The sequence below is a fragment of the Nocardia sp. NPDC059229 genome (genome assembly GCF_042754165.1).
Lineage (GTDB): Bacteria > Actinomycetota > Actinomycetes > Mycobacteriales > Mycobacteriaceae > Nocardia.
The window spans coordinates 13,299-34,129 of the sequence record NZ_JBHZAK010000036.1; the positions used below are offsets into that span (position 1 = coordinate 13,299).

Consider the following 20,831-nt stretch of genomic DNA (forward strand, 5'->3'; position numbering starts at 1 on the left):
GCCGAACCTTTCTCGCGCCATAGAAGATGGCTGGTTGAAACGTGATGTTACCGGCCGTCCGGACCGAGGTCGGGTGGGGCGTCGGGGGTTACGACGAGTCGGTCGGACATCGCGGTGGCGATGAACTTGGGGATGGCGGGGGCGAAGATCTTGAGATAGAAGTTCATCCATTCGTGGCGGGAGCTGAGGAATGGGAAGTCGGTGGCAGCCATGTAGCGGATGGCGAGCATGGGGAGGGGGGCGTCCAGGGCGGGGAAGGACGGGTTGTGGAGGCCGGGGACGGTGCAGCCGGGGTAGAACTGGCCGAGCATCAGGCCCTGTTCGACGAATTTGGTTTTCTGGTCGTGCTGAACGGTGTCGATGTCGGCGTATTCGGTGAGGTCGGGGAAGACCGCGATGACGGCCTTGAGTTTGGAATCGGGTTCGGTCCGGGGTGGCAGGGTGGGAAACAGGTCGTAGAGGTCGGCGACTATTGCGGTGATGCGCGAGCGGTCGACATCACGACCGGGAATGAATGCGGCCCACAGGGATCGCAGTGCGATGGCGTGGCTGGTGTAGGGGCAGACATGGCCGGGCCGGCCCAGGTCGGGGTGGGATTGGCACAGGTAATCGACCATCCATCGGCGCAGTTCGGCAAGGTGAGGGTGCATGCCGTTACCTGCTGCCACATCGGGGGCGAACAGGTTGACTGGCTCGACGCCGGAACGTGTTCCGACGATTCGGTCGGTGCTCATGATCGGCTTGTCCTTGCTGGGGTTTGTGACTCCGTGGGGGCGGTGTGGATGGACCGGAAGTGCTCGGTGAGGACAAAACCGATGGCGCGGAGCGCATCCTGATCGGTCATCCGTTCGTGCTGGACGGGAATCCGGTGCTCGCTGATACGACCGGTGATGTGGTCGTTCCAGGCATGAGCAGGAGAGGACCCGTCGACGTGGTGGTCGGCGGCGCTGAAGTAGATCAGATCGCCGTCGAACAGTCCCGGCCGATGGCTCCAGGTGAGGTCGATGAGCCGGGTGTAGTCGCGTTGCAAACTCACGATGTGCTCGGGGGTCACCTCGGTGAAGAGTCCGCCTTGCCGGTGCAGCAACTCGGTTGCGGCCTCGACGGTCAGCTCGGTGTGGCCGTCCGGAACGGCGAAACCGCCGAACTCGGCGAGCATCGTCGCCACGGAGGGTGTGGGACCCCGGAAGCTGTCGGCCGTGACGACGCGGGTGTCCATCATGGCCAGGGTGGCGACGGAATCGCCGTCGCGGCGGAGCTGGACCGCGATCGCGTGCGCGATGGTGCCGCCGAGCGAGTAGCCGAGCAGATGATAGGGGCCGTGCGGCTGGACGGACCGGATCTCCTGCACATAGCGGGCGGCGAGTTCGTCGAGGGTGTCGAACCGCACGGTGGGGTCGGACAGCGCGGGAGATTGCAGCCCTCGGACGGGACGGTCGGAATCGAGGTACTGCACGAGTCCGCTGAAGCCCCACGCCAATCCGACCGCCGGGTGAACACAGAACAGCGGCGGATCGGTTCCGGCAGCGCGCAGCGGCAGCATCACGGCGAGCGCCCCTGCGAGATCCTGTCCGTCGACGTCCCCTGCGAGACCTTCGCGGCGGCTCTCGATGCGGAGGGCCAGCAACTGCGGCGTCGGATCGGTGAAGAGCCATTGCAGCGGCACGGTGACACCGGTGGACTCCGCGAGCCGCGCCACCAGTTGGGTGGCGGCCAGCGAGTTGCCGCCGAGAGCGAAGAAGCCGTCGTCGACTCCGATTCGTTCGATGTCGAGGGTTTGACCGAAGGCTTCGCACACGGTGGCCTCGAGCGGGGTGGACGGCGCCCGGAACCGAGCCCGACCGCGCAGGTCGGGTGCGGGCAGGGCGTTGTGATCGAGTTTGCCGGTGGTCGTGAGCGGTATCCGGTCGAGCGTCACGATGGCGGTCGGGATCATGTGGGTCGGCAATCGGGTAGCGAGGTGCCCGGTCAGCACCGCGACATCCGGTGTGGCGTGCGGGGCGGGTACCACATAGCCCGTGAGCTGGTCGACGCCGTCGGGCCGGGTGTGGACCGCGACGGCGGCACGCGAGACGTCGGGATGACTGCACAACGCGGTTTCGATGTCGCCTGGTTCGATGCGATGGCCGTTGACCTTGATCTGCAGATCGCTACGGCCCAGGTACTGCAGTCTCCGGTCGCTGGTCCAGGTGACCAGATCACCGGTGCGATACATGCGGGTCCCGGCCGGCCCGTACGGGTCGGGGATGAATCGTGCTGCCGTGAGCGCGGGTTGCCCGTGGTAGCCGCGGGCGATGCCCGGTCCGGACAGATACAGTTCGCCGACCACTCCGGGCGGGACCGGGCGCAGTCTGCGGTCGAGCACGACGGCGGAGAACCCGCGGGCCGGGCCGCCGATCGGCGGTGGACCGTCGGCGGTTGTGGTCAGGAGAACGTCGGTGCAGCTCTGGATGGTGGTCTCGGTCGTCCCGTAAGCGTTGATCAGCGTGCGGTCCGGGGCCCATCGGGTTGCCAGATCCGGTGAGCATGTCTCGCCGCCGAGGATCAGGGTGTGGAGGGTATCGAGTCCGTCCGGGCGCAGCGATGCGAGCACAGTCGGAGTGACGGCCGCATGCGTGACCTGTGCGGCCTCGATCAGCTCGGCCAGTTCGGCGCCGGCGACCACACGCTCCGGTGCGAGCACCAGGGTGGCTCCAGCGGCGACGGCGCTGAGCCATTCGAGGATCGACACGTCGAAGGTCGGCGAGGCCGCGGCCAGCATTCGAGACGACGAGGTGAGGCCGAACTGCTCCCGCGCTTCGGCCGCCAGATTCGCAATCCCGGTATGGGTGACCACGACGCCCTTGGGGGTCCCGGTCGAGCCCGAGGTGTAGATCAGGTAGGCGGGATGCTCCGGCCGGAGCATGGCCGTGCGCTCGGAATCCTCGATCGCGTTGGCGGACAACGACATTGCCTTCGCGGCGAATGCGGGACTGTCGAGGCTGAGCCACGTGGTGTCGCCCGGCAGCCGGTCTCGATAGGACTCGGCGGTCAGCCCTGCGATGGCACCGGCATCGGCGAGAATGCCGCTGATCCGGTCTTCGGGCTGGGTGGGGTCGATCTGCACGAACGCGGCGCCGGTCTTGGCGACCGCCCAGACGGCGATCATGGCGTCGATGGAGCGCGGTAATGCCACGGCCACAAACGATTCCGGTCCTGCTCCGGCGTCGATCAGTATCCGCGCCCACCGGTTCGAGACTTCGTCGAGTTCGCGGTAGGACAACCGTTCACCGTCACAGACCAACGCGTCCGCCCCGGACCTCGCTGCGGCCGCGAACACCTGCGGCAACGTCGATGTCGCCACGCTGGGCCCACCGCGAACGGGTGCGAAGGTGGCCAGCTCATCCGGCGACAGCAGCTGGACGCGTAGCAGTGAGAGATCGATGTCATCGGTGATGGCGTCGAGCACGCGCAGCACCCGGCCGGCGAGGGCGTCGATCTCGTCGGGCGAGAACAGTCCGGGCTGGTATTCGAAGGTCAGCTCCAGCCGCGTACCGAGATGGACGATCAGGCCGAGCGGGTAGTGCGCGGCGTCTCGTCCCTGCACGTCGAGGACATGCATCCCGGCGATGTCGGTGTCCTCGGACAACCCGGCCGTGTCGACCGGGTAGGACTCGAAGACGGTCACGGTGTCGAACATCGCGCCGAACCCGGTCACCCGCTGGATCCGGGCGAGTCCGAGGTGGTCGTGGTCGAGCAGCGCAGCTTGTTCGGCCTGGATTCGCCGAAGCAGCTGAGCGAGACTTTCGCCGTAGTCGAGCCGGACCCGGACGGGCACGGTGTTGACGAACAGGCCGATCATCGATTCGATGCCGGAGAGCTGCGGGGGGCGTCCGGAGATGGTGGTGCCGAAGACGACGTCCTCGCGCGCGGTCGCGCTCGCGAGCACGATCGCCCAGGCGGCTTGGACGACCGTGTTGAGGGTGCTCTCCTGCTGGTGAGCCACCGTGACCAGGGCCGCGGTGCGGTGCTCGCTCAGCCCCACCCGGACTTCGCGAGCGGCGGCGGTGCGTTGGAAGCCGCGGTCCGCATGCACCAGCAGAGTCGGCTCGGTGACGCCCTCGAGTGTCCGTGCCCACGCCGCTTCGGCCGCATCCTGATCCTGGGTCTGCAGCCACGTCAGGTAGTCGCGGTAGGGACGCACCGGGGGCAGTGCAGTGGGGTCGCTGTCGCCGGCGTAGAGGATCAGCAGCTCCCGGATCAGCAGTGGGGTGGACCAGCCGTCGATCAGAATGTGATGCATGCTCAGCAGCAGCGTGTACCGCTGGGGGGCGGTGCTGATCAGTGTCAGTCGCAGCAGCGGCGCCGCGGTCATGTCGAAGTGCCGGTCGGCGGCCATGAGCTGATCGAGCGCCGCTGCGGTGTCGGCGCCTTCCGAGAGGTCGATCCGGGTGAGCGGCACGTCGACACGGCGGTGGACCGCCTGGACCGGCTCACCGGCACCGTCTTGTACGAACGCGGTCCGCAGGTTCGGATGCCGTCCGATGAGAGTCTGTGCGGCGCGGCGTAACCGGTCAGCGTCGACGCGCCCACCGAGTTCCATCCGGAGTTGCACGATGTAGTCGTCGCGAGCGCCGTCGGCGAGCTGGGCGTGGAACAACAGCCCTGCCTGCAGCGGCGTGAGCGGCCAGATATCGTCCAGTTCCGGGTACCGGGCCTCGATCCGGTCGATCGCGGCCTGGTCGAGGTCGACGAGTCCGACGTCGGAGGGCGTCAGCCCGCCCGCGCCGGGCCGGGAGGCGTGGGCCGCGAGAGCCGTCACCGCGTCGCGCCACAGTTCCGCGAGGTCGGTGACCTCGGCGGCGGTGATCAGGCCGGACGGGTAGTCCCAGGCCGCGGTCAGGGCAGGTCCGTCCGGCGTGTCCTCGGTGGCCGCGTTGATGCCCAGCACGGCTGCCGCGGATGCGCCGGGGTGCTGGCTGCCGCCCGCGGCATCGTCACCGGCGGGCATCCACCCGGTGTCGCGCAACGCGTCGGGAATCGTGTCGAATCGGCCGAGATAGTTGAAACTGACCTGGGGGTCGGGCAGCGCGCCCAGGATGCGGGCGGTATCGGTGTTGAGGTAGCGCAGCAGCCCGTAGCCGATCCCGTGGCCGGGGACCCGCCGGAGTTGTTCCTTGACCGATTTGACGACCGCCCCCGCGGCGGCGCCGGCGGCGAACGCGTCATCGATGTCGATATCGGACAGGTCGAGCCGCACCGGGGAGGTGGTGGTGAACCATCCGACAGTGCGGGTGAGGTCGGCACCGGGGAGAACCGTGTCGTCGCGCCCGTGGCCTTCGAGAGTGAGCAGCGTGTCGGTGACGTCGTCGCCGCGGCGGTGCCGCCACCGGGTCAGCGCCAGTGCGAGCCCCGCGATGAGGGCATCGTCCACATTGCCGCGGAACGCCCTGGGCAGGGTGGTGAGTACAGCGCGGGTCACCACGGTAGGCAGCGTCACCCGGACGGTGGCAACGGTGGCCTGCAGGTCCACGACCGGGTCGAGCGGGCGCGTCCCGATCGGTGGATCAGCGGCCGCGAGTGTGGAACGCCACCAGTCGAGTTCATCGAGGTTCGCGGCAGCGGTCTCGAGAGCGTGCGCCCAGCGTCGCATCGACGTACCGACGGGCATGAGCTGCGGCCGTTGCCCGGCGCTCACCTGCGCTCCGGCGACAGCAAGGTCGGGAACGAGGATGCGCCACGACACTCCGTCCACCACCAGGTGGTGTGCGACGACCAGGAGCCGGCCCGGCCCGCCGGCGCAGTCGAACCAGACCAGCTGGAGCATGACTCCCGCGGCGGGGTCGAGGCGTTCGGCGGCCGCGCGTGCCTCGGCGTCGGCGATCGCGGTGAACGCGCTGCTGTCCGGTGCCGCATCGACCGGCACCCGCCGGATCAGTCCGGCGGCGGATGCCCCGGTCGGCTGCACCTGCACTGCCCAGCCCGATGGGTGTGCGGGGTCGGGTTGTAGCCGGGCCCGCAGCATGTCGTGATGATCGATCACCGCTTGCACGGTCGCCGCGATGGCAGATTGCTCGATGCCGGTCGGCAGCGTCAGCATCACCCACTGGCAGAAGCGGTCGAATTCGCCACGCTCGAACATCCAGCACATGATCGGCGTCAACGGCATCGGCCCCACACCCCCGCCGGGCAGTTCTGCCGGAAGGGAGGCTGCCGCGGCGCTGTCGCGGACCGCGATCTGGGCCAGTCCGGCGACCGTTCTACGCTCGAACACCTCACGCACGGACAGCACCAGACCCGCCGCCCTGGCCCGGGTCACCAACTGGATCGACATGATGCTGTCTCCGCCCAGGGCGAAGAACGAGTCATCGAGTCCGATCGTGTCGACCCCCAATACCTCGGCGAACAGTCCCGCGAGCGTCGTCTCCATCTCGGTGACCGGCGCCCTGAATTCGGTTCGGCCCGTGGTGAAGTCGGGCTCGGGCAGCGCGAGGCGGTCGATCTTGCCCGTCTCCGTCGTCGGCAGCGTGTCGAGCACCATCACGGTCGCCGGCACCATGTGCGGGGCCGATCGCTGCCCGGCGAACGCGAGGATCGCGACGGGATCCAGGTCGGCGCCGGGCTCGGGCACCACGTACCCGATCAACCGATCGCTGGTGGCGGAACCGCGGTGCACGGTCGCCACCGCGGCAGCCACTCCCGGATAGGCCAGCAGGCCCGCTTCGACCTCGCCGAGTTCGATACGGAAGCCACGGATCTTGACCTGGAAGTCCGCCCGGCCGACATAGTCGAGGGTCAGACCTCCTTCCGGTAGCCGCAGCCACCGCACCAGGTCCCCGGTCCGATACATGCGCTGCCCGCGGCCCGCGAACGGGTCGGCGACGAACCGCGACGCTGTCAGACCCGTCCGATTGCGGTAGCCGCGTGCCAGTCCCGGGCCGGTGAGGTACAACTCGCCGACGACGCCGAGCGGCACCGGACGCAACCACGCGTCGAGCACGACCTCACCGACACCGCGGATCGGTCCGCCGATCGTCGCGGCCTCACCGGGCACCATCGGCGCACCGGCATCGGTCTGGATCGTGGCCTCCGCCGGACCGTAGGTGTTGAACAGTTTCCGGCCCGGCGCCCACCGTGACACCAGTTGTGGTGGGGGCTCCTCGCCTCCGATCACGACGGTCCCGAGGTTCCGCAGCCCGGCCGGGTCGACCGTGCTCAGGGCCGTGGGTGTCAGCGCGGCGTGGGTCACCGAGTTCTGCGAAATGATCTGCGCCAGTTCGATTCCGCCGAGGACGGTCGGCGGCGCGATCACCAGCCGCCCGCCGGACGCGAACGCCCAGAGCAGTTCCAGGACCGCCGCGTCGAAGCTGGGAGACGCGGCATGCAGCACCCGCGCGCCCGGCCCGAGGTCGAACCGCGTGCACTGCTCGGCCACCAGGTTCGCCAGCCCCCGGTGCGAGACCACGACGCCCTTCGGCACACCCGTCGAGCCGGACGTGTAGATCATGTACGCGGCGTGATCGACCCGGACCGGCCGAATTCGCTCCGCATCGGTCACCGCCATGGCCGGCAACCCCGCCGCCTCCGCTTCGAGCGCCGGCTCGTCGAGGACCAGCCACCGCACCGATCCGGGCAGTCGATTCCTCCACTCCGACAGCGTGATTCCTGTCGCGACGCCCGAATCGCGGAGCATGTGCTGGATCCGGTCCCCCGGATTGCGCGGATCCACCGGGACGAATGCCGCCCCCGACTTCGCCACCGCCCACACTGCGAGAACTGACTCGTAGGAGCGCGGCAACGCAACCGCGACACTCGTCTCCGGCCCGGCACCTCGGCCGATCAGCAAGCGCGCCAGCCGATTCGACTCGGCATCGAGCTCGCCATAGGTCCAGTGCCGGTCCCCGCACACCACCGCCACCGCCCCCGGATCCCGGGCCACCGTCGCCGCGAAGAGCTCCGGCAACATCCGCTCCGGCATCGCGGGATCACCTGATACCGGCGCCAATTCGCGGTATTCCCGCGGCGAGAGCAGATTCAGCCGGGTCAGCGGCAGATCCGGGTCGGCGGCGATGTCGCCCAGCACGCCCACGAACCGCCGCAGGGTCGCCGCGATGGTGTCGTGGTCGAAGAACTCGGGCAGGTACTTGATCTCGAGGTGCAGTCGCGAGTCGACGCGCCCGACCACGCCCAGCGGATAGTGCGCCGCGTCGGCGCCGGTCACGTCGACCAGCCGCATGCCGGCGATATCGGTGTCCGCGGTCAACCCGTGGCGGTCGACCGGGAAGGACTCGAATACCGTCACCGTGTCGAATACCGCCCCCGGCCCGGCCGCTCGCTCGATGTCGGCCAGACCGATGGACTGATGATCGAGCAGCGCGGCCTGCTCCGCCTGGATGCGGTCGAGCAGTTGGCCGAGGGTTTCGGTGGCGTCGAGACGGACACGCACCGGGACCGTGTTGATGAACAGCCCGATCATCGATTCGATACCCGCGATCTGCGGGGTCCGTCCGGAGACCACGGCACCGAACGTCACGTCCTGCCGGGATGTCAACGTGCCCAGCACGATTGCCCATGCCGCCTGGATCATGGTGTTGAGCGTGATTCCGCGGGATCGTGCGCGGCCGGTCAACTCCGCGGTCTGCGCCTCGGTGAGTTCGCCGAGCACCGCACGCGATTCGGTGTAGTGACGGCGGGGATCGGCCGCAGTCACCAGGGTCGGCTCGTCGGCGCCGTCGAACGCACGGGCCCAGGCGTCGAGCGACGGCGCCGGGTCCTGCCGGGCGACCCAGGTCAGGAAGTCCCGGTAGGAGCGCACCTGCGGCAGCATCGTTGCGTCGCAGTCGGTGGCGTAGAGCACCAGCAGCTCCTGCAGGAGCAGCGGCGTCGACCAGCCGTCGAGCAGCAGGTGATGATTGGTCAGCACCAGCCGGTACTGCTCCGGCCCGGTGGTGACCAGCATCCAGCGAAGCAGCGGGGCACGCGCCGGGTCGAACCGGGTGGTGCGGTCCGTGGCCATGAGCCGCGTCCACTCGCGTTCGCGTGCATCGTCGTCCAGCCCGGACAGGTCCAGCTCCGTCCATGGCGCCTCGGCGTCGTCGTCGACCACCTGTACCGGTCCGGGGTCGGTGACGAAGGCGGCGCGCAGATTCGCATGCCGGTCGAGCAGCACGTGCGCGGCTCGGCGCAGCCGCGGTGGATCGACCCGGCCGCGCAGCTCGAGGACCAGCTGCGTGATGTAGGCATCCACCGATTGCTCGGACACCAGCGCATGGAACAGCAGCCCCTGTTGCAGTGGGGCCAAGGGCCAGACGTCGCTCAGGGCCGGATATCGGTCCTCGAGCCGCTCGATCTCGGGTTGTCCGAGCCCGGCCAGCGCCAGATCCGACGGCGTTCGTCCCCCGCTCCCGGCACGGCGGACGTGCGCCGCCAGCGCGGTCAGTACCGAGCGCCACGACTCCGCCACCTCGCGCACCGCATCAGCGGTGAGAACCCCGGAGGGATACGACCAGATCGCTTGCAGCCGTGGCCCGTTCGCGCCGTCCATGACGAGGGCATTGATGTCGAGCACCGCCGGCACCGGCATATCCGGAGGCTGTGTACCCGCGAGCTCTGCCGCACCCGAGGCATCGCCGACGTCCACCGGCACCCATCCGGCGGCCGGAATCGCTTCGGCGCCACGATAGTTGAATGCGATCTGCGGCGGCGCAGTGGCGAGGATCGGTCCGGCGTCCTCGTCGAGATACCGCAGCAGGCCGTAGCCGATCCCGTGGTCCGGGACGGCGAGGAGCTGTTCCTTGACGGACTTGACCGCTGCCCCCAGCGCCGGCCCGCCCGCGTACGCGTCGTCGAGATCGATGCCCGAAAGATCCAGGCGCATAGGGAAACTCGTGGCGAACCAGCCGACCGTCCGTGCCGGATCCGAGCCCGGGACAATGCCTTCCGCACGGCCGTTTCCTTCGAAACGGATCGTCACGTCCGCGGGAGTCGCTGTCTCGTGCTCGCGCCGCCACCTCGCGATCGTCACCGCCAAGGTCGCCAGCAGCCCGTCGTCCACACTGCCGTGGAAAGCCGCGGGCACCGTGGTCAGCAGAGCCTCGGTCGTCTCGGGGTCGACGTCGACCTGGACCGTGCGGGTGGACGCGACCACGTCGATCGCGGGGTCGAGGGGCCGTGACCCGAGCATCGGATCGTTCCCGGCGGTCATCGCCTGCCACAATTCGAGCTCGGCGGCGCGCTCCGGGCGTTGGGCCGCCTCGACCAGCCCGTGCGCCCAGCTGCGCATCGATGTCCCGGTCGGGGCCGAATCGAGTAGCTCGCCGGAGGCGGTCCGCGTCCACGCGGCCGTGAGATCCGGGACCAGCACGCGCCAGGAGACGCGATCGATCGCCGAACGATGCACCACCACCAGCACCGTGCCCGGCTCCGCCGCGTTCACCGGGTCGAACCAGACCACCTGCGTCACGATCCCGGCTCCCGGATCGAGCCGGTCCGCAGCGGCATCCAGCTCGGCCGCCGCCAACGCACGGAACTCGCCGCGCCCCGCTTCCATCGGCACCCGCACGAGAACGTCGTCGGCGCGAATCACTCCGGCCGGCAACACCTCCCACGTCCACCACCCGTCGGTGCCCGGGGTCAGTTGCGCACGCAGCATGTCGTGCCGATCGAGTACCGCCTGCACGGCGTCGGTCAGCTGCCGCCGGTCGATCCCCGCCGGCAGGCCCAGCATCATCGCCTGCGAGTAGCGGTCGCAGGTCGGCCCCGCCCGCTCGAGCAACTCTCGCATGATCGGCGTCAGCGGTAGCGGACCCACACCTGCGCCGGGCGGTTCGGCCGGAAGGGATGTCTCCGCAGCGCCCTCGTGGATGGCGACCTGGGCGAGCCCGGCGACCGTTTTGCGCTCGAACACGTCGCGTGGGGAGAACACCACGCCTGCGGCTCTGGCCCGATTCACCAGCTGGATCGACATGATGCTGTCCCCGCCGAGGGCGAAGAAGGAGTCGTCGATACCGATGGTGTCCAGGTGGAGCACACCGGCGAATGCCTCGGCGATGCGATGCTCGATCGGTGTTCGCGGTGCCCGATACGGTTTGTTGTCGGCGAATACCGGTTCGGGCAACGCCTTACGATCGATCTTGCCCGCTGGTGTCAACGGAATCCGGTCCAGCACCACGATCGAAGACGGAACCATGTACGACGGCACACGATCGGCGACATACTCCGCCAAAAGCGCGGTATCGATCGAATACCCCGGCGCGGCGACAACATACGAGACCAGCGACTGAGCTCCCGAATCGGCGCGATAGCCGATCGTGACGGCATGACCAACGCTCTCGTGCGCCGCCACCGCCGAATCGATCTCACCCAACTCGATGCGAAGACCCCGGATCTTCACCTGGAAATCGGACCGGCCCAGATACTCGATCGCACCATCGGCCGACCAGCGAACCACATCACCGGTCCGATACATGCGCTTACCCGGCAACCACGGACACGCCACGAAACGCTGCGCCGTCAAACCCGCGCGGCGCAGATACCCACGCGCCAACAGACCACCGCCGATATACAACTCACCCGCCACACCGACCGGCACAGGCTGCAATCGCTGATCCAGTATCCATGTCGAGGCGCCCGGCACCGGTCCACCGATCGTGACCGACTCCCCCGCTACCAGGGGGGAAGTCACTGTCGCGGTGATGGTGGTCTCGGTGGGCCCGTAGTCGATCGTCAGCCGGCGATTCCCACTCCACCGATCGACCAGTTCGGTGCGACAGCTCTCGCCACCGAGGATCAGATGCCTCAAATCCGGCAACGGCCAGCGGGTGTGGTCGATCGTGGACAAGACAGAGGGTGTAATACACACGTGGCTGACGTGTTCGCGGTCGAGGAGTTCGGCGAGTTCGTCGCCGCCCACGGCGTCGCCGGGTGCGATGATCATCGCCGCGCCCGAACCCAACGGCAACAGCAGCTCGAGAACCGCGACATCGAAGCTCGGGGAGGCCAGATGCAGTATGCGGCTATGGGTTTCGATACTCAGGGCGGCGTGACGTTCGGTGGTGGAGTTGTTCAGTCCTCGATGGGTGACCGCAACGCCCTTGGGCAGCCCGGTCGATCCGGAGGTGTAGATGACATAGGCGATATCGTCGACACGAACCGGACGCACCCGATCACCGTCGGTGACCGGCCGATCATCGCCCTCATCGAGGTAATCCGCTGTCAGCCAATCGATGTCATCCGGTAACCGTGCGCGGGCGGAGGCCACCGTCAGGCCGACAGCCGCCCTCGAATCGGTCACCAGATGGGCGACGCGTTCGGCCGGATTGCTCGGATCGATCGGCAGGAAAGCGGCTCCTGTTTTGGCCACCGCCCACACCGCCAGTACCGAATCCGCGGAACGCGGGATGCCGATCGCGACAATATCTTCCGGACCTATCCCCTGCCGAATGAGCTGCCGGGCCCACCGATTCGAACGCTCGTCCACCTCCCGGTAACTCAGCTGCCGTCCTCCGGCCACGATCGCGGTCGCATCAGGATCCAATCCAACTGCGGCGGCGAACAGGTCGGGCATGGTGGCCGGCGCGGCCGGAGGTGCACCGTGACGGGCCAGCAAGTCGGCTCGCTCGGCGGGCTCGAGCACGTCGATCGCCCCGACCGGAACCGTCGGGTCGGCGGCCACCGACTCCAGAATCCGGATCCACCGACGGGTCAGAGAATCGATCGTCGCGGCATCGAACAAGTCCGTGGCGAAGGTGAGCGCGACGGTCATGTCGCCGCTGTCGTGGTCCTGCGAGAGTATGAATTGCAGGTCGAAGCGGGAGACGTTGTTGGGGAGGTCGACCACCGACAGTTCGAGATCGGGCAGCTTCAGCTTCACCGGTTCCAGGTTCTGGAATGCCAGCATCACCTGGAACAGCGGATGGCGAGCCTGGGATCGGTGCGTGACCAACTGATCCACCACTTGCTCGAACGGAAGATCGGCATGGTCGAAGGCATCCAGGTCGACCCGCCGCACCCGGCCGAGCAGATCGGCGAACGACTCCCCCGGATCGATCTGGGTCCGCAGCACCAACGTATTGACGAACATCCCGACCATATCGTCGAGCTCCGCCACACCACGACCGGCAACCGGCGTGCCGACCGGGATATCGGCGGACCCGCTCATCCGGGCGAGCAACACCGCCAACGCGCCATGAATCACCATGAACAGCGAGGAATTGTGCTGCCGCGCAGCATCTTCCAACGCTCGAACCAATCCCGCACCCAGCGAGAAATTCGCCGTGGCACCCCGATTCGACATCACCGCCGGACGCGGCCTGTCGAACGGCAGATAGAGCTCGTCGGGAACTCCGTCCAATGCTTCTGTCCAGTATCGAATCTGCTGCGCGCACAGCGATTCCGGTTCGTCCGGCGAGCCCAGGGTAGCTCGCTGCCACAGGGCATAGTCCGCGTACTGGACAGGCAGCGGTGTCCACGACGGGGCCGCACCGCGGATCCGGGCGGCATACGCGGTCGTCACGTCACGAGCCAGGGGCGCCATCGAGAAGCCGTCCGCGGCAATGTGATGCACCACCACGGCCAGCACGTGTTCCGATTCCTCCGCATCGGCCATGCGGAACAGCCGGGCCCGCACCGGCGCCCGGGTGCTCACGTCGAAGCCTTCGGTCACGAATTCGGTTATCGCCGGGACCAATTGGCCGAACGAGACCGTCGTCAGAGTGGGTTCCCGGTCGACGTGGTCGACGGATTCGATGACCTGGATCAGCATTCCGTCGTGATCCGGGTACCGCGTTCGCAACGATTCGTGTCTGGCCAGCACGTCGATCAGGGCCAGCCGCAGGGCCTCGACGTTCAATTCGCCACGCAGCCGAAGGGCGATCGGCATGTTGTATGCCCCGGAGCCGGTGTCGTATTGGTTGAAGAACCACATTCGTTGTTGCGCCGGCGCCAACGGCACGAGATCGGGGCGCGGACCGGCGATCAGTGGCGGGCGGGGTCGCCGCCCCGTCAGTGCCTCCTGCTCCATCCGGGTGGCCAGTTCCGCGGTCGTGGCCGCATCGAACAGCAGCCGCACCGGAATTTCGATATTCAGCGCGGCCCCGAGGCGCGCTGCGACCCGGGTCGCGACCAAGCTGTCTGCGCCCAGGGCGAAGAAGGAGTCGTCGATACCGATGGTGTCCAGGTGGAGAACATCGGCGAATGTCTCGGCGATGAGATGCTCGTTCGGTGTTCGCGGTGCCCGGTACGGTTTGTCGTCGGTGAACACCGGTTCGGGCAGCGCCTTGCGATCGAGCTTGCCGGTGGGTGTCAGCGGGATCCGGTCCAGCGCCACGATCGAGGACGGAACCATGTACGCCGGCACACGATCGGCGACATACTCCACCAAAAGTGCGGGATCGATCGAATACCCGGGCGCGGCAACAACATACGAGACCAGCGACTGAGCTCCCGAATCGGCGCGATAGCCGATCGTGACGGCATAACCAACACTCGCGTAACCCGCGAGCACGGAATCGATCTCACCGAGCTCGATCCGAAGACCGCGAATCTTGACCTGGAAGTCGGACCGGCCGAGATACTCGATCGCACCATCGGGCGACCACCGGACCACATCACCGGTCCGATACATGCGCTCACCCGGCAACCACGGACACGCCACGAAACGCTCCGCCGTCAAACCCGCCCGACGGTAGTACCCACGCGCCAATAGGCCACCGGCGACATACAACTCACCCGCCACACCGACCGGCACCGGCTGCAATCGCTGGTCGAGGATGAATGTCGAAACGCCGCGGATCGGACGGCCGATCGTGACCAGCTCCCCTACCGCCAGCGAGGTCAGCGTGACCGCGATCGTGGTCTCGGTGGGCCCGTATTCGTTGAGCAGTTCACGATCACCACTCCACTGTTCGACCAGGTCGGTGCCGATGCCTTCGCCACCGACGATCAGATGCGCCAAATCCGGTAACAGCCAACGGGTGTGGTCGATGGTCGACAGTGCCGAGGGCGTAATACACACGTGGCTGACGTGTTCGCGGTCGAGGAGTTCGGCGAGTTCGTCGCCGCCGAAGCTGTCGCCGGGTGCGACAACCATCGTCGCGCCCGCGCACAGCGACAACAGCAGTTCCAGGACCGAGACATCGAAGCTCGGTGAAGCCAGATGCAGTGTGCGGGACCGGTTTCCGATGCTGATGGCATCCCGGTGCATGATGGCGCAGTTGTTCAGTCCTCGATGGGTGACCGCAACGCCCTTGGGCAGCCCGGTCGATCCGGAGGTATAGATGACATACGCGATATCGTCGACACGAACCGGACGCACCCGATCACCGTCGGTGACCGGCCGATCATCACCCTCATCGAGGTAATCCGCTGTCAGCCAATCGATGTCATCCGGTAACTGTGCACGGGCGGAGGCCACCGTCAGGCCAACCGCCGCCCTCGAATCGGTCACGAGATGGGCGACGCGCTCGACCGGATAGCCCAGATCGATCGGCAGGAAGGCAGCCCCCGACTTGGCAACCGCCCACACCGCCAGCACCGAATCCGCAGAACGCGGCATACCGATCGCGACAACATCTTCCGGACCGATACCCCGCTCGATCAGCTGCCGAGCCCACCGATTCGAACGCTCGTCCACCTCCCGGTAACTCAACTCCCGGCCGCCGGACACGATCGCCGCCGCATCGGGATCCACACCGACCGCGGTCGCCAGCAGCTCGGCCAGGGTGACCGGCGCCATCGCGGGTGCACCGTGACGCGCCAGCAGCTCGGCGCGCTCGGCGGGCTCGAGCACGTCGATCGCCCCGACCGGAACTGTCGGATCGGCTACCACGGACTCCAGAATCCGGATCCACCGACGTGCAAGAGAATCGATCGTCGCGGCATCGAACACATCCGTGACGAAGGTGACCGCAGCGGTCATGTCGCCGCCGCCGGGGTCTGCCGACAGGACGAATTGCAGGTCGAAGCAGGATATTTCGCTGGAGAGGCCGACCGCAGGCAGTTCGAGGTCGAGTAGTTCCGGTTCGACAGGTTCCGCGTTCCGGAATGCCAGCATCACTTGGCACAAGGGGTGTCGCGATAGAGATAGCTGGTCCACCACTTGCTCGAACGGGACATCGGCATGATCCAACGCATCCAGATCGACCTGCCGGACCCGCCCGAGCAGATCAGCGAAGGACTCCCCCGGATCGATCTCGGTCCGCAACACCAAGGTATTTGCGAACATCCCGATCGCATCGTCGACCGCTGTGCCGACCGGAATATCGGTGCCACCACTCATCCGCGCAAGCAATACCGCCAACGCACCATGCACCACCGTGAACAATGAAGAATCATGCCGCCGCGCACAATCCTCCAACCCCCGAACCAACCCCGCATCCAACGAAAAATCCGCAGTCGCACCACGATTCGACATCACCACCGGCCGCGGCCTGTCGAATGGCAGACGAAGCTCCTCGGGAAGATCCGCGAGGGTATCCCGCCAGAACGCCAGGTTCTCGCGGCGGCGGCGGATCCCGGCGCTGTCGGCCAAGCTGGCGGGGTGGACCTGTCCGAGCTCGGTGTCCGCTGTGGCGGCGGCGAATTCGTCGATGAACTCTGCGAATGCGGTGCTGTGCGCCGACAGTTCGAGGTCGGTGTAGAGGTTGGGATTGGCCAAGAACTGGAGGAGCGTCCGCGGCGGATCCCCGGTCCGATACACGTCGACCAGCACATCCTCGACCGGGCCGGAGCTGAGGATATGGAATTCGCCGGTCACCGGCCCGAGTTGCAGCTTCTGGTCGAAGAGCATGACATTCACAACGGGGCCCGCGAAGCGGCGCTCGGCGCCACGCGTCCCGGTGGCGGCGCGAATATCGGGGAGGCCGCACCGCTGGTGCCGCAACACCCCCACCAGATCGGACTGCACCCGCAGCGCCAGCGTCGCGACGGTGTCCCGTGGATCGAGGACGATCGGAAGCGGTGCCACATTGACGAACACCCCCGCGGATCGCCGCAGCACCGCGGTTGTGCGACCCGACACGGGAATGTTGACCAGGACCTCGTCGCGGCCGGTCTTGCGACCCAGATAACAGCCGAATGCGGCGATCACCACCGCGGCCGGGCTCGCCCCCACTGCTTTCGCCGAGTGTTCGATCCGCTCCACCGTCGCCGCCGACAGTTCGGTGATTGCCACAACACTGTCCGCGCACGCGGGCGCCTGCCCGGCGGCCAGGCTGGACTCCTCGCCGACATCGGCGAGCCTGTTCACCCAATATGCCTGGTCGTCGGTGAACCGCTTCGACTCCCGGTAGCTGCGCTCGGCCTCGTAGAGGGCGCGGATGTCTGCCGGCCGAGTGGGCTCTGCGGTGTGGCCCTGCACCGCCGCCGTGTACAACTCGGCAATCCGGTTCACGATCATCATCGCGCCGTAGCCGTCCAGTGCGACGTGGTGACTCCGGCAGTACAGCAGATAGTGCCGATCCCCCACCTGCACAATCGCCGTTGCGACCAACAGATCCCGGGTCATATCCAGCGGCGCTGTGTACTCCCGGCGCATCCATTCCAAGCCGGCTGCGACGGGATCCGATGCACCACGGACATCGATCACCGGTCCCGTCACGTTCAGCGACGGGTCGTACCGCTGATACGGCTCACCGTCGGTCTCGACCAATCGCAGATACCCCGACTGGAACTCGTGGCCGGCTCGAATCGCCGCCTTACGCAGCAGATCACCGTCGAGGTCGCCATGCAACTCGACATACTGCGCCTCGGATATCGGCACATCCGGAGTCAATTTCTGCGCCAGCCACAACCCCTGCTGCCCGGCAGACAGCGGTATCAACTCTGTGGTCGACGCGCCCGGCTCGGCATTTCCGCTCGATCCTCGGCCAGGGTCGGGCTGCGGTCGCGGTGCAGTCATTACATCCCTCTAACCCTGGACCGCGCTTTATTCGCGCCTTAATTTCCTGCAACCCCGACCGCGGCCAGTATAAGCCGATCGGTACGTTCGTGTACACCGCCGCACGCTGGGATAGTTTCCATATCCACCAGGAAGGTGTGCAGCGCACTGGAGTATTCCCCGAGAACTTCACCGGGAACACCGCTGCGGTAGAACAGCAACGATTCAGTGACTTCGCACGTTCGATTCGACGACTAAATGTCTCTCCATTCCTGCATTTGCGCCGGTCGGCCTTCGAAATTATCCGGCGCGATGCAATGGCTATACAATTGCCATAAGAATGTCGCCGAAAAGTAATGGGGACGACACGCTGGCCGGCCCGGTCTTCAGCGATGGAACCTGCGTTCCATGAAGCGCTGGACCTGGTCGCGGTGGACGGCGGACCAGGCTTGGACCCGGACTGCCCACCACGGGGCGACGTCGCGTGGTTTGGCGGTGACGGCGTGCGTGACGAGGTCGGAGGCTTCGTCGACGGTCAGGCCGGGCATCCGGCCGAAGTCGGTGGGGGCGCTCATTCTGGTGTGCACCAGTGGCATGTAGACCGAGGTGGTGGTGACGTCGTCACCGGCGATTTCGGCGGCGACGCTGCGCAGCCAGACATCGAAGGCCGCCTTCGAGGCACCGTAGGCCGACCAGCGCGGAGTCGGCGGCATGAGCACACCCCAGGTGGAGACGTTCACGATGTGCCCCTGCCCGCGTGCGCGCATATCGGGCAGCAGAGTCAGCAGCAGCCGCACCGGGCCGAGATAGTTGATGTCGATGGTGCGGGTGACATCGTGGAAGCGGTCGTAGGACTCGGCGATGGGACGTCGAATCGACTTACCCGCGTTGCTGATCACCACATCGATGTGCCCGTACTCGGCCAGCAGCGTGCGGCCGAGCCGGTCGACGGCATCCGTGTCGGTCAGGTCGGCCGGGTAGGCGTGGGCTACGCCGCCGGCGGCCATGATGTCGGCGGCCAGCCGTTCCAATTCGGACCGGGAACGCGCCACCAGCAGCACCACCGCCCCCGCCGCGGCCAGCTTCCGCGCACTGGCCCTGCCGATACCGTGCGAGGCTCCGGTCACCAGCACCACCTTGCCGGCGACGGCCTCCCGTAAGGACACCGCGGTGGGCCGGAATGTCGGGTACAGCAGCCGGATCGCCACTCGCTCGGCGAGCGACCGCCGACGGTGTGCGACCGGAGTCTCGTCCACAGCTCTCGACTGTATCGCTGGACTATTCAGCTACCCGCCGGAACGAATGATCTGTTCGATATTGCGCTCGGCCAGCGCGCTGATCGTCAACGCGGGGTTCACCGTTCCGGTGCTACCGGGCACCGCCGCCCCGTCCATCACATAGAGGTTCCGGTAACCACGCACCCGGCCGTACTCGTCCGTCGCGCGTCCGATCACTGCGCCGCCCAACGGATGGGCGGTGAACGACGCGTCCGCGTCCAGGCCCGAAAGAGCAAAAGCCTGACCGTTATCGATCATGGTGCCGTTGACTTCGCGCGCTCGCGCGAGATAACCGGCGGCGCCGCCGGTTGGCCACAGCAGGTCCACGCGCCCGTTGGCCGGATCGCAGACGAACCGGCCGCGGGTGTCGTCGAGCACGATGCCCAGCGATCCGAGCAGGCCGATGTCGAAGGGCGTCGTGCCGGGGATGTACCAGCTCTCCAGCGTCACGGGTGCGCCCGTCTCGTCCAGAATCCGGCTCGCTGACGGCGCACCCTGCGTCCCCACATCGAACACGGTGAGCGGCCGCGCCAGGGCGACGTCGCCGTTGCTGCCCCAGCCCTCGCCGATGTGCTCGTTCAGGTTCGGCAGTGTGCCGGTCGCCTGCGCGCGCACCAACAGCTCGGAGGTGCCGAGGGAGCCCGCGGCCAGGAACAGCCTGTCGCAGGTCAGCGTCCGGGTGCGGAGCACCTCGCCGGTCGGGGCGAGTTTGGTCACGGCGACGGCATAGCGACCCGGCGCTCCCGGCTCCTCGGCGATGGTGTCCACCCGATGGCCCGGGTAGATCCGGGCGCGGCCGGTGTCCTTGGCACCGAGCAGGTAGTTCTGGTTCAGATCGAACTTCGCGCCGTTGGAGTTGCCGAGGTCCGAACAGCCCACCGTCGCCGACGGGTTCGATCGCCCGGCCAGCTCGTCGCGGATGACGTCCCACCTCCAGATGCCGTCGATGGGCTGCGGCGTGTATCCGGCCGCGCGCACCTGTTCGTCCCAGGCGCGGGAGTGCACGAACGCGGAGGAGTTGTAGATGTCGTCCGGTATCGGGCTGAGCCGCAACATCTTTCGGACCCTGGGGTAGTAGACGTCATGCATCTCGCGATAGTCGACCACGCCGCGGAATACGTGATCGAAGAACCGTTGCTCCGGCTCGATCATCACCCCGGTGAACACGACCGAGCCGCCGCCGACACACGCGGCGCGCCACACGTCGATGCCCGGGTAGCTGCAGACATCGAGGACCCCGCCGAACGGATCGAAAGCAAGCGGGATCCTGTTCACCCCGGTGAAGGTGGTGCGATGCCAGAAGCCGCGGCCATCCGGAACCGTGTCGACGGTGAAGATGTTGCGCCACGGATCATTCGGCCAGCGCGATCCGCGCTCGAGCACTGCGACGTCCATCCCGGCCTGCGCCAGGCGCAGCGCGGTGACCGACGCCCCGAACCCTGATCCGACGACGATCGCCGGTACGTGATCGGCGGGATCCGGCAGGGGTTCGAAGATCTCCGGCACCAGCGTGCGATATTCCGGCGTCTTCGAGCTCTGGTCGAAATCGTCGGCCCGTGCGACAGATATGGCCGCGCCTACGCTCGCAAAGCCCAGCGTCGCCGCAGCCGCGCCGACGCCCTTTATGAACCTGCGCCTGTCCACGGTGGGCCCCTCGCCTGATCCGAACGTCACTCCATCACCCCCGAGCAGCTGCGACA

General features: G+C 67.3%; 4 protein-coding genes. All 4 read right to left on the reverse strand.

Annotated features, from left to right (window positions below; all coding sequences use genetic code 11):
* Positions 1-47 precede the first annotated feature (47 nt).
* Positions 48-734 carry a DUF6875 domain-containing protein gene (locus ACFXHE_RS41355; protein ID WP_379390771.1) on the reverse strand — a complete coding sequence of 229 codons (687 nt, stop codon included), beginning with the start codon at positions 732-734 and terminating at the stop codon, positions 48-50.
* A complete protein-coding gene (locus tag ACFXHE_RS41360; protein ID WP_379390773.1) occupies positions 731-17,875 on the reverse strand; it encodes an amino acid adenylation domain-containing protein in 17,145 nt (5,714 codons plus the stop codon). The genes ACFXHE_RS41355 and ACFXHE_RS41360 overlap by 4 nt, the downstream gene beginning before the upstream one ends.
* A 365-nt stretch (positions 17,876-18,240) precedes the next feature.
* Complete coding sequence (locus tag ACFXHE_RS41365) at positions 18,241-19,110, reverse strand: SDR family NAD(P)-dependent oxidoreductase (protein ID WP_379390775.1); 870 nt, start codon at positions 19,108-19,110, stop codon at positions 18,241-18,243.
* Between the two features lie 30 nt (positions 19,111-19,140).
* Entirely contained in the window at positions 19,141-20,775 is a 1,635-nt protein-coding gene (locus tag ACFXHE_RS41370) for a GMC oxidoreductase (RefSeq protein WP_379390777.1), read from the reverse strand.
* Between the last annotated feature and the right edge of the window lie 56 nt (positions 20,776-20,831).

What these genes read in the sequence shown, in the direction of transcription:
- ACFXHE_RS41355 (WP_379390771.1), bottom strand. Translation starts at nt 734, where the DNA reads ATGAGCACCGACCGAATCGTCGGAACACGTTCCGGCGTCGAGCCAGTC.
- ACFXHE_RS41360 (WP_379390773.1), bottom strand. Translation starts at nt 17,875, where the DNA reads ATGACTGCACCGCGACCGCAGCCCGACCCTGGCCGAGGATCGAGCGGA.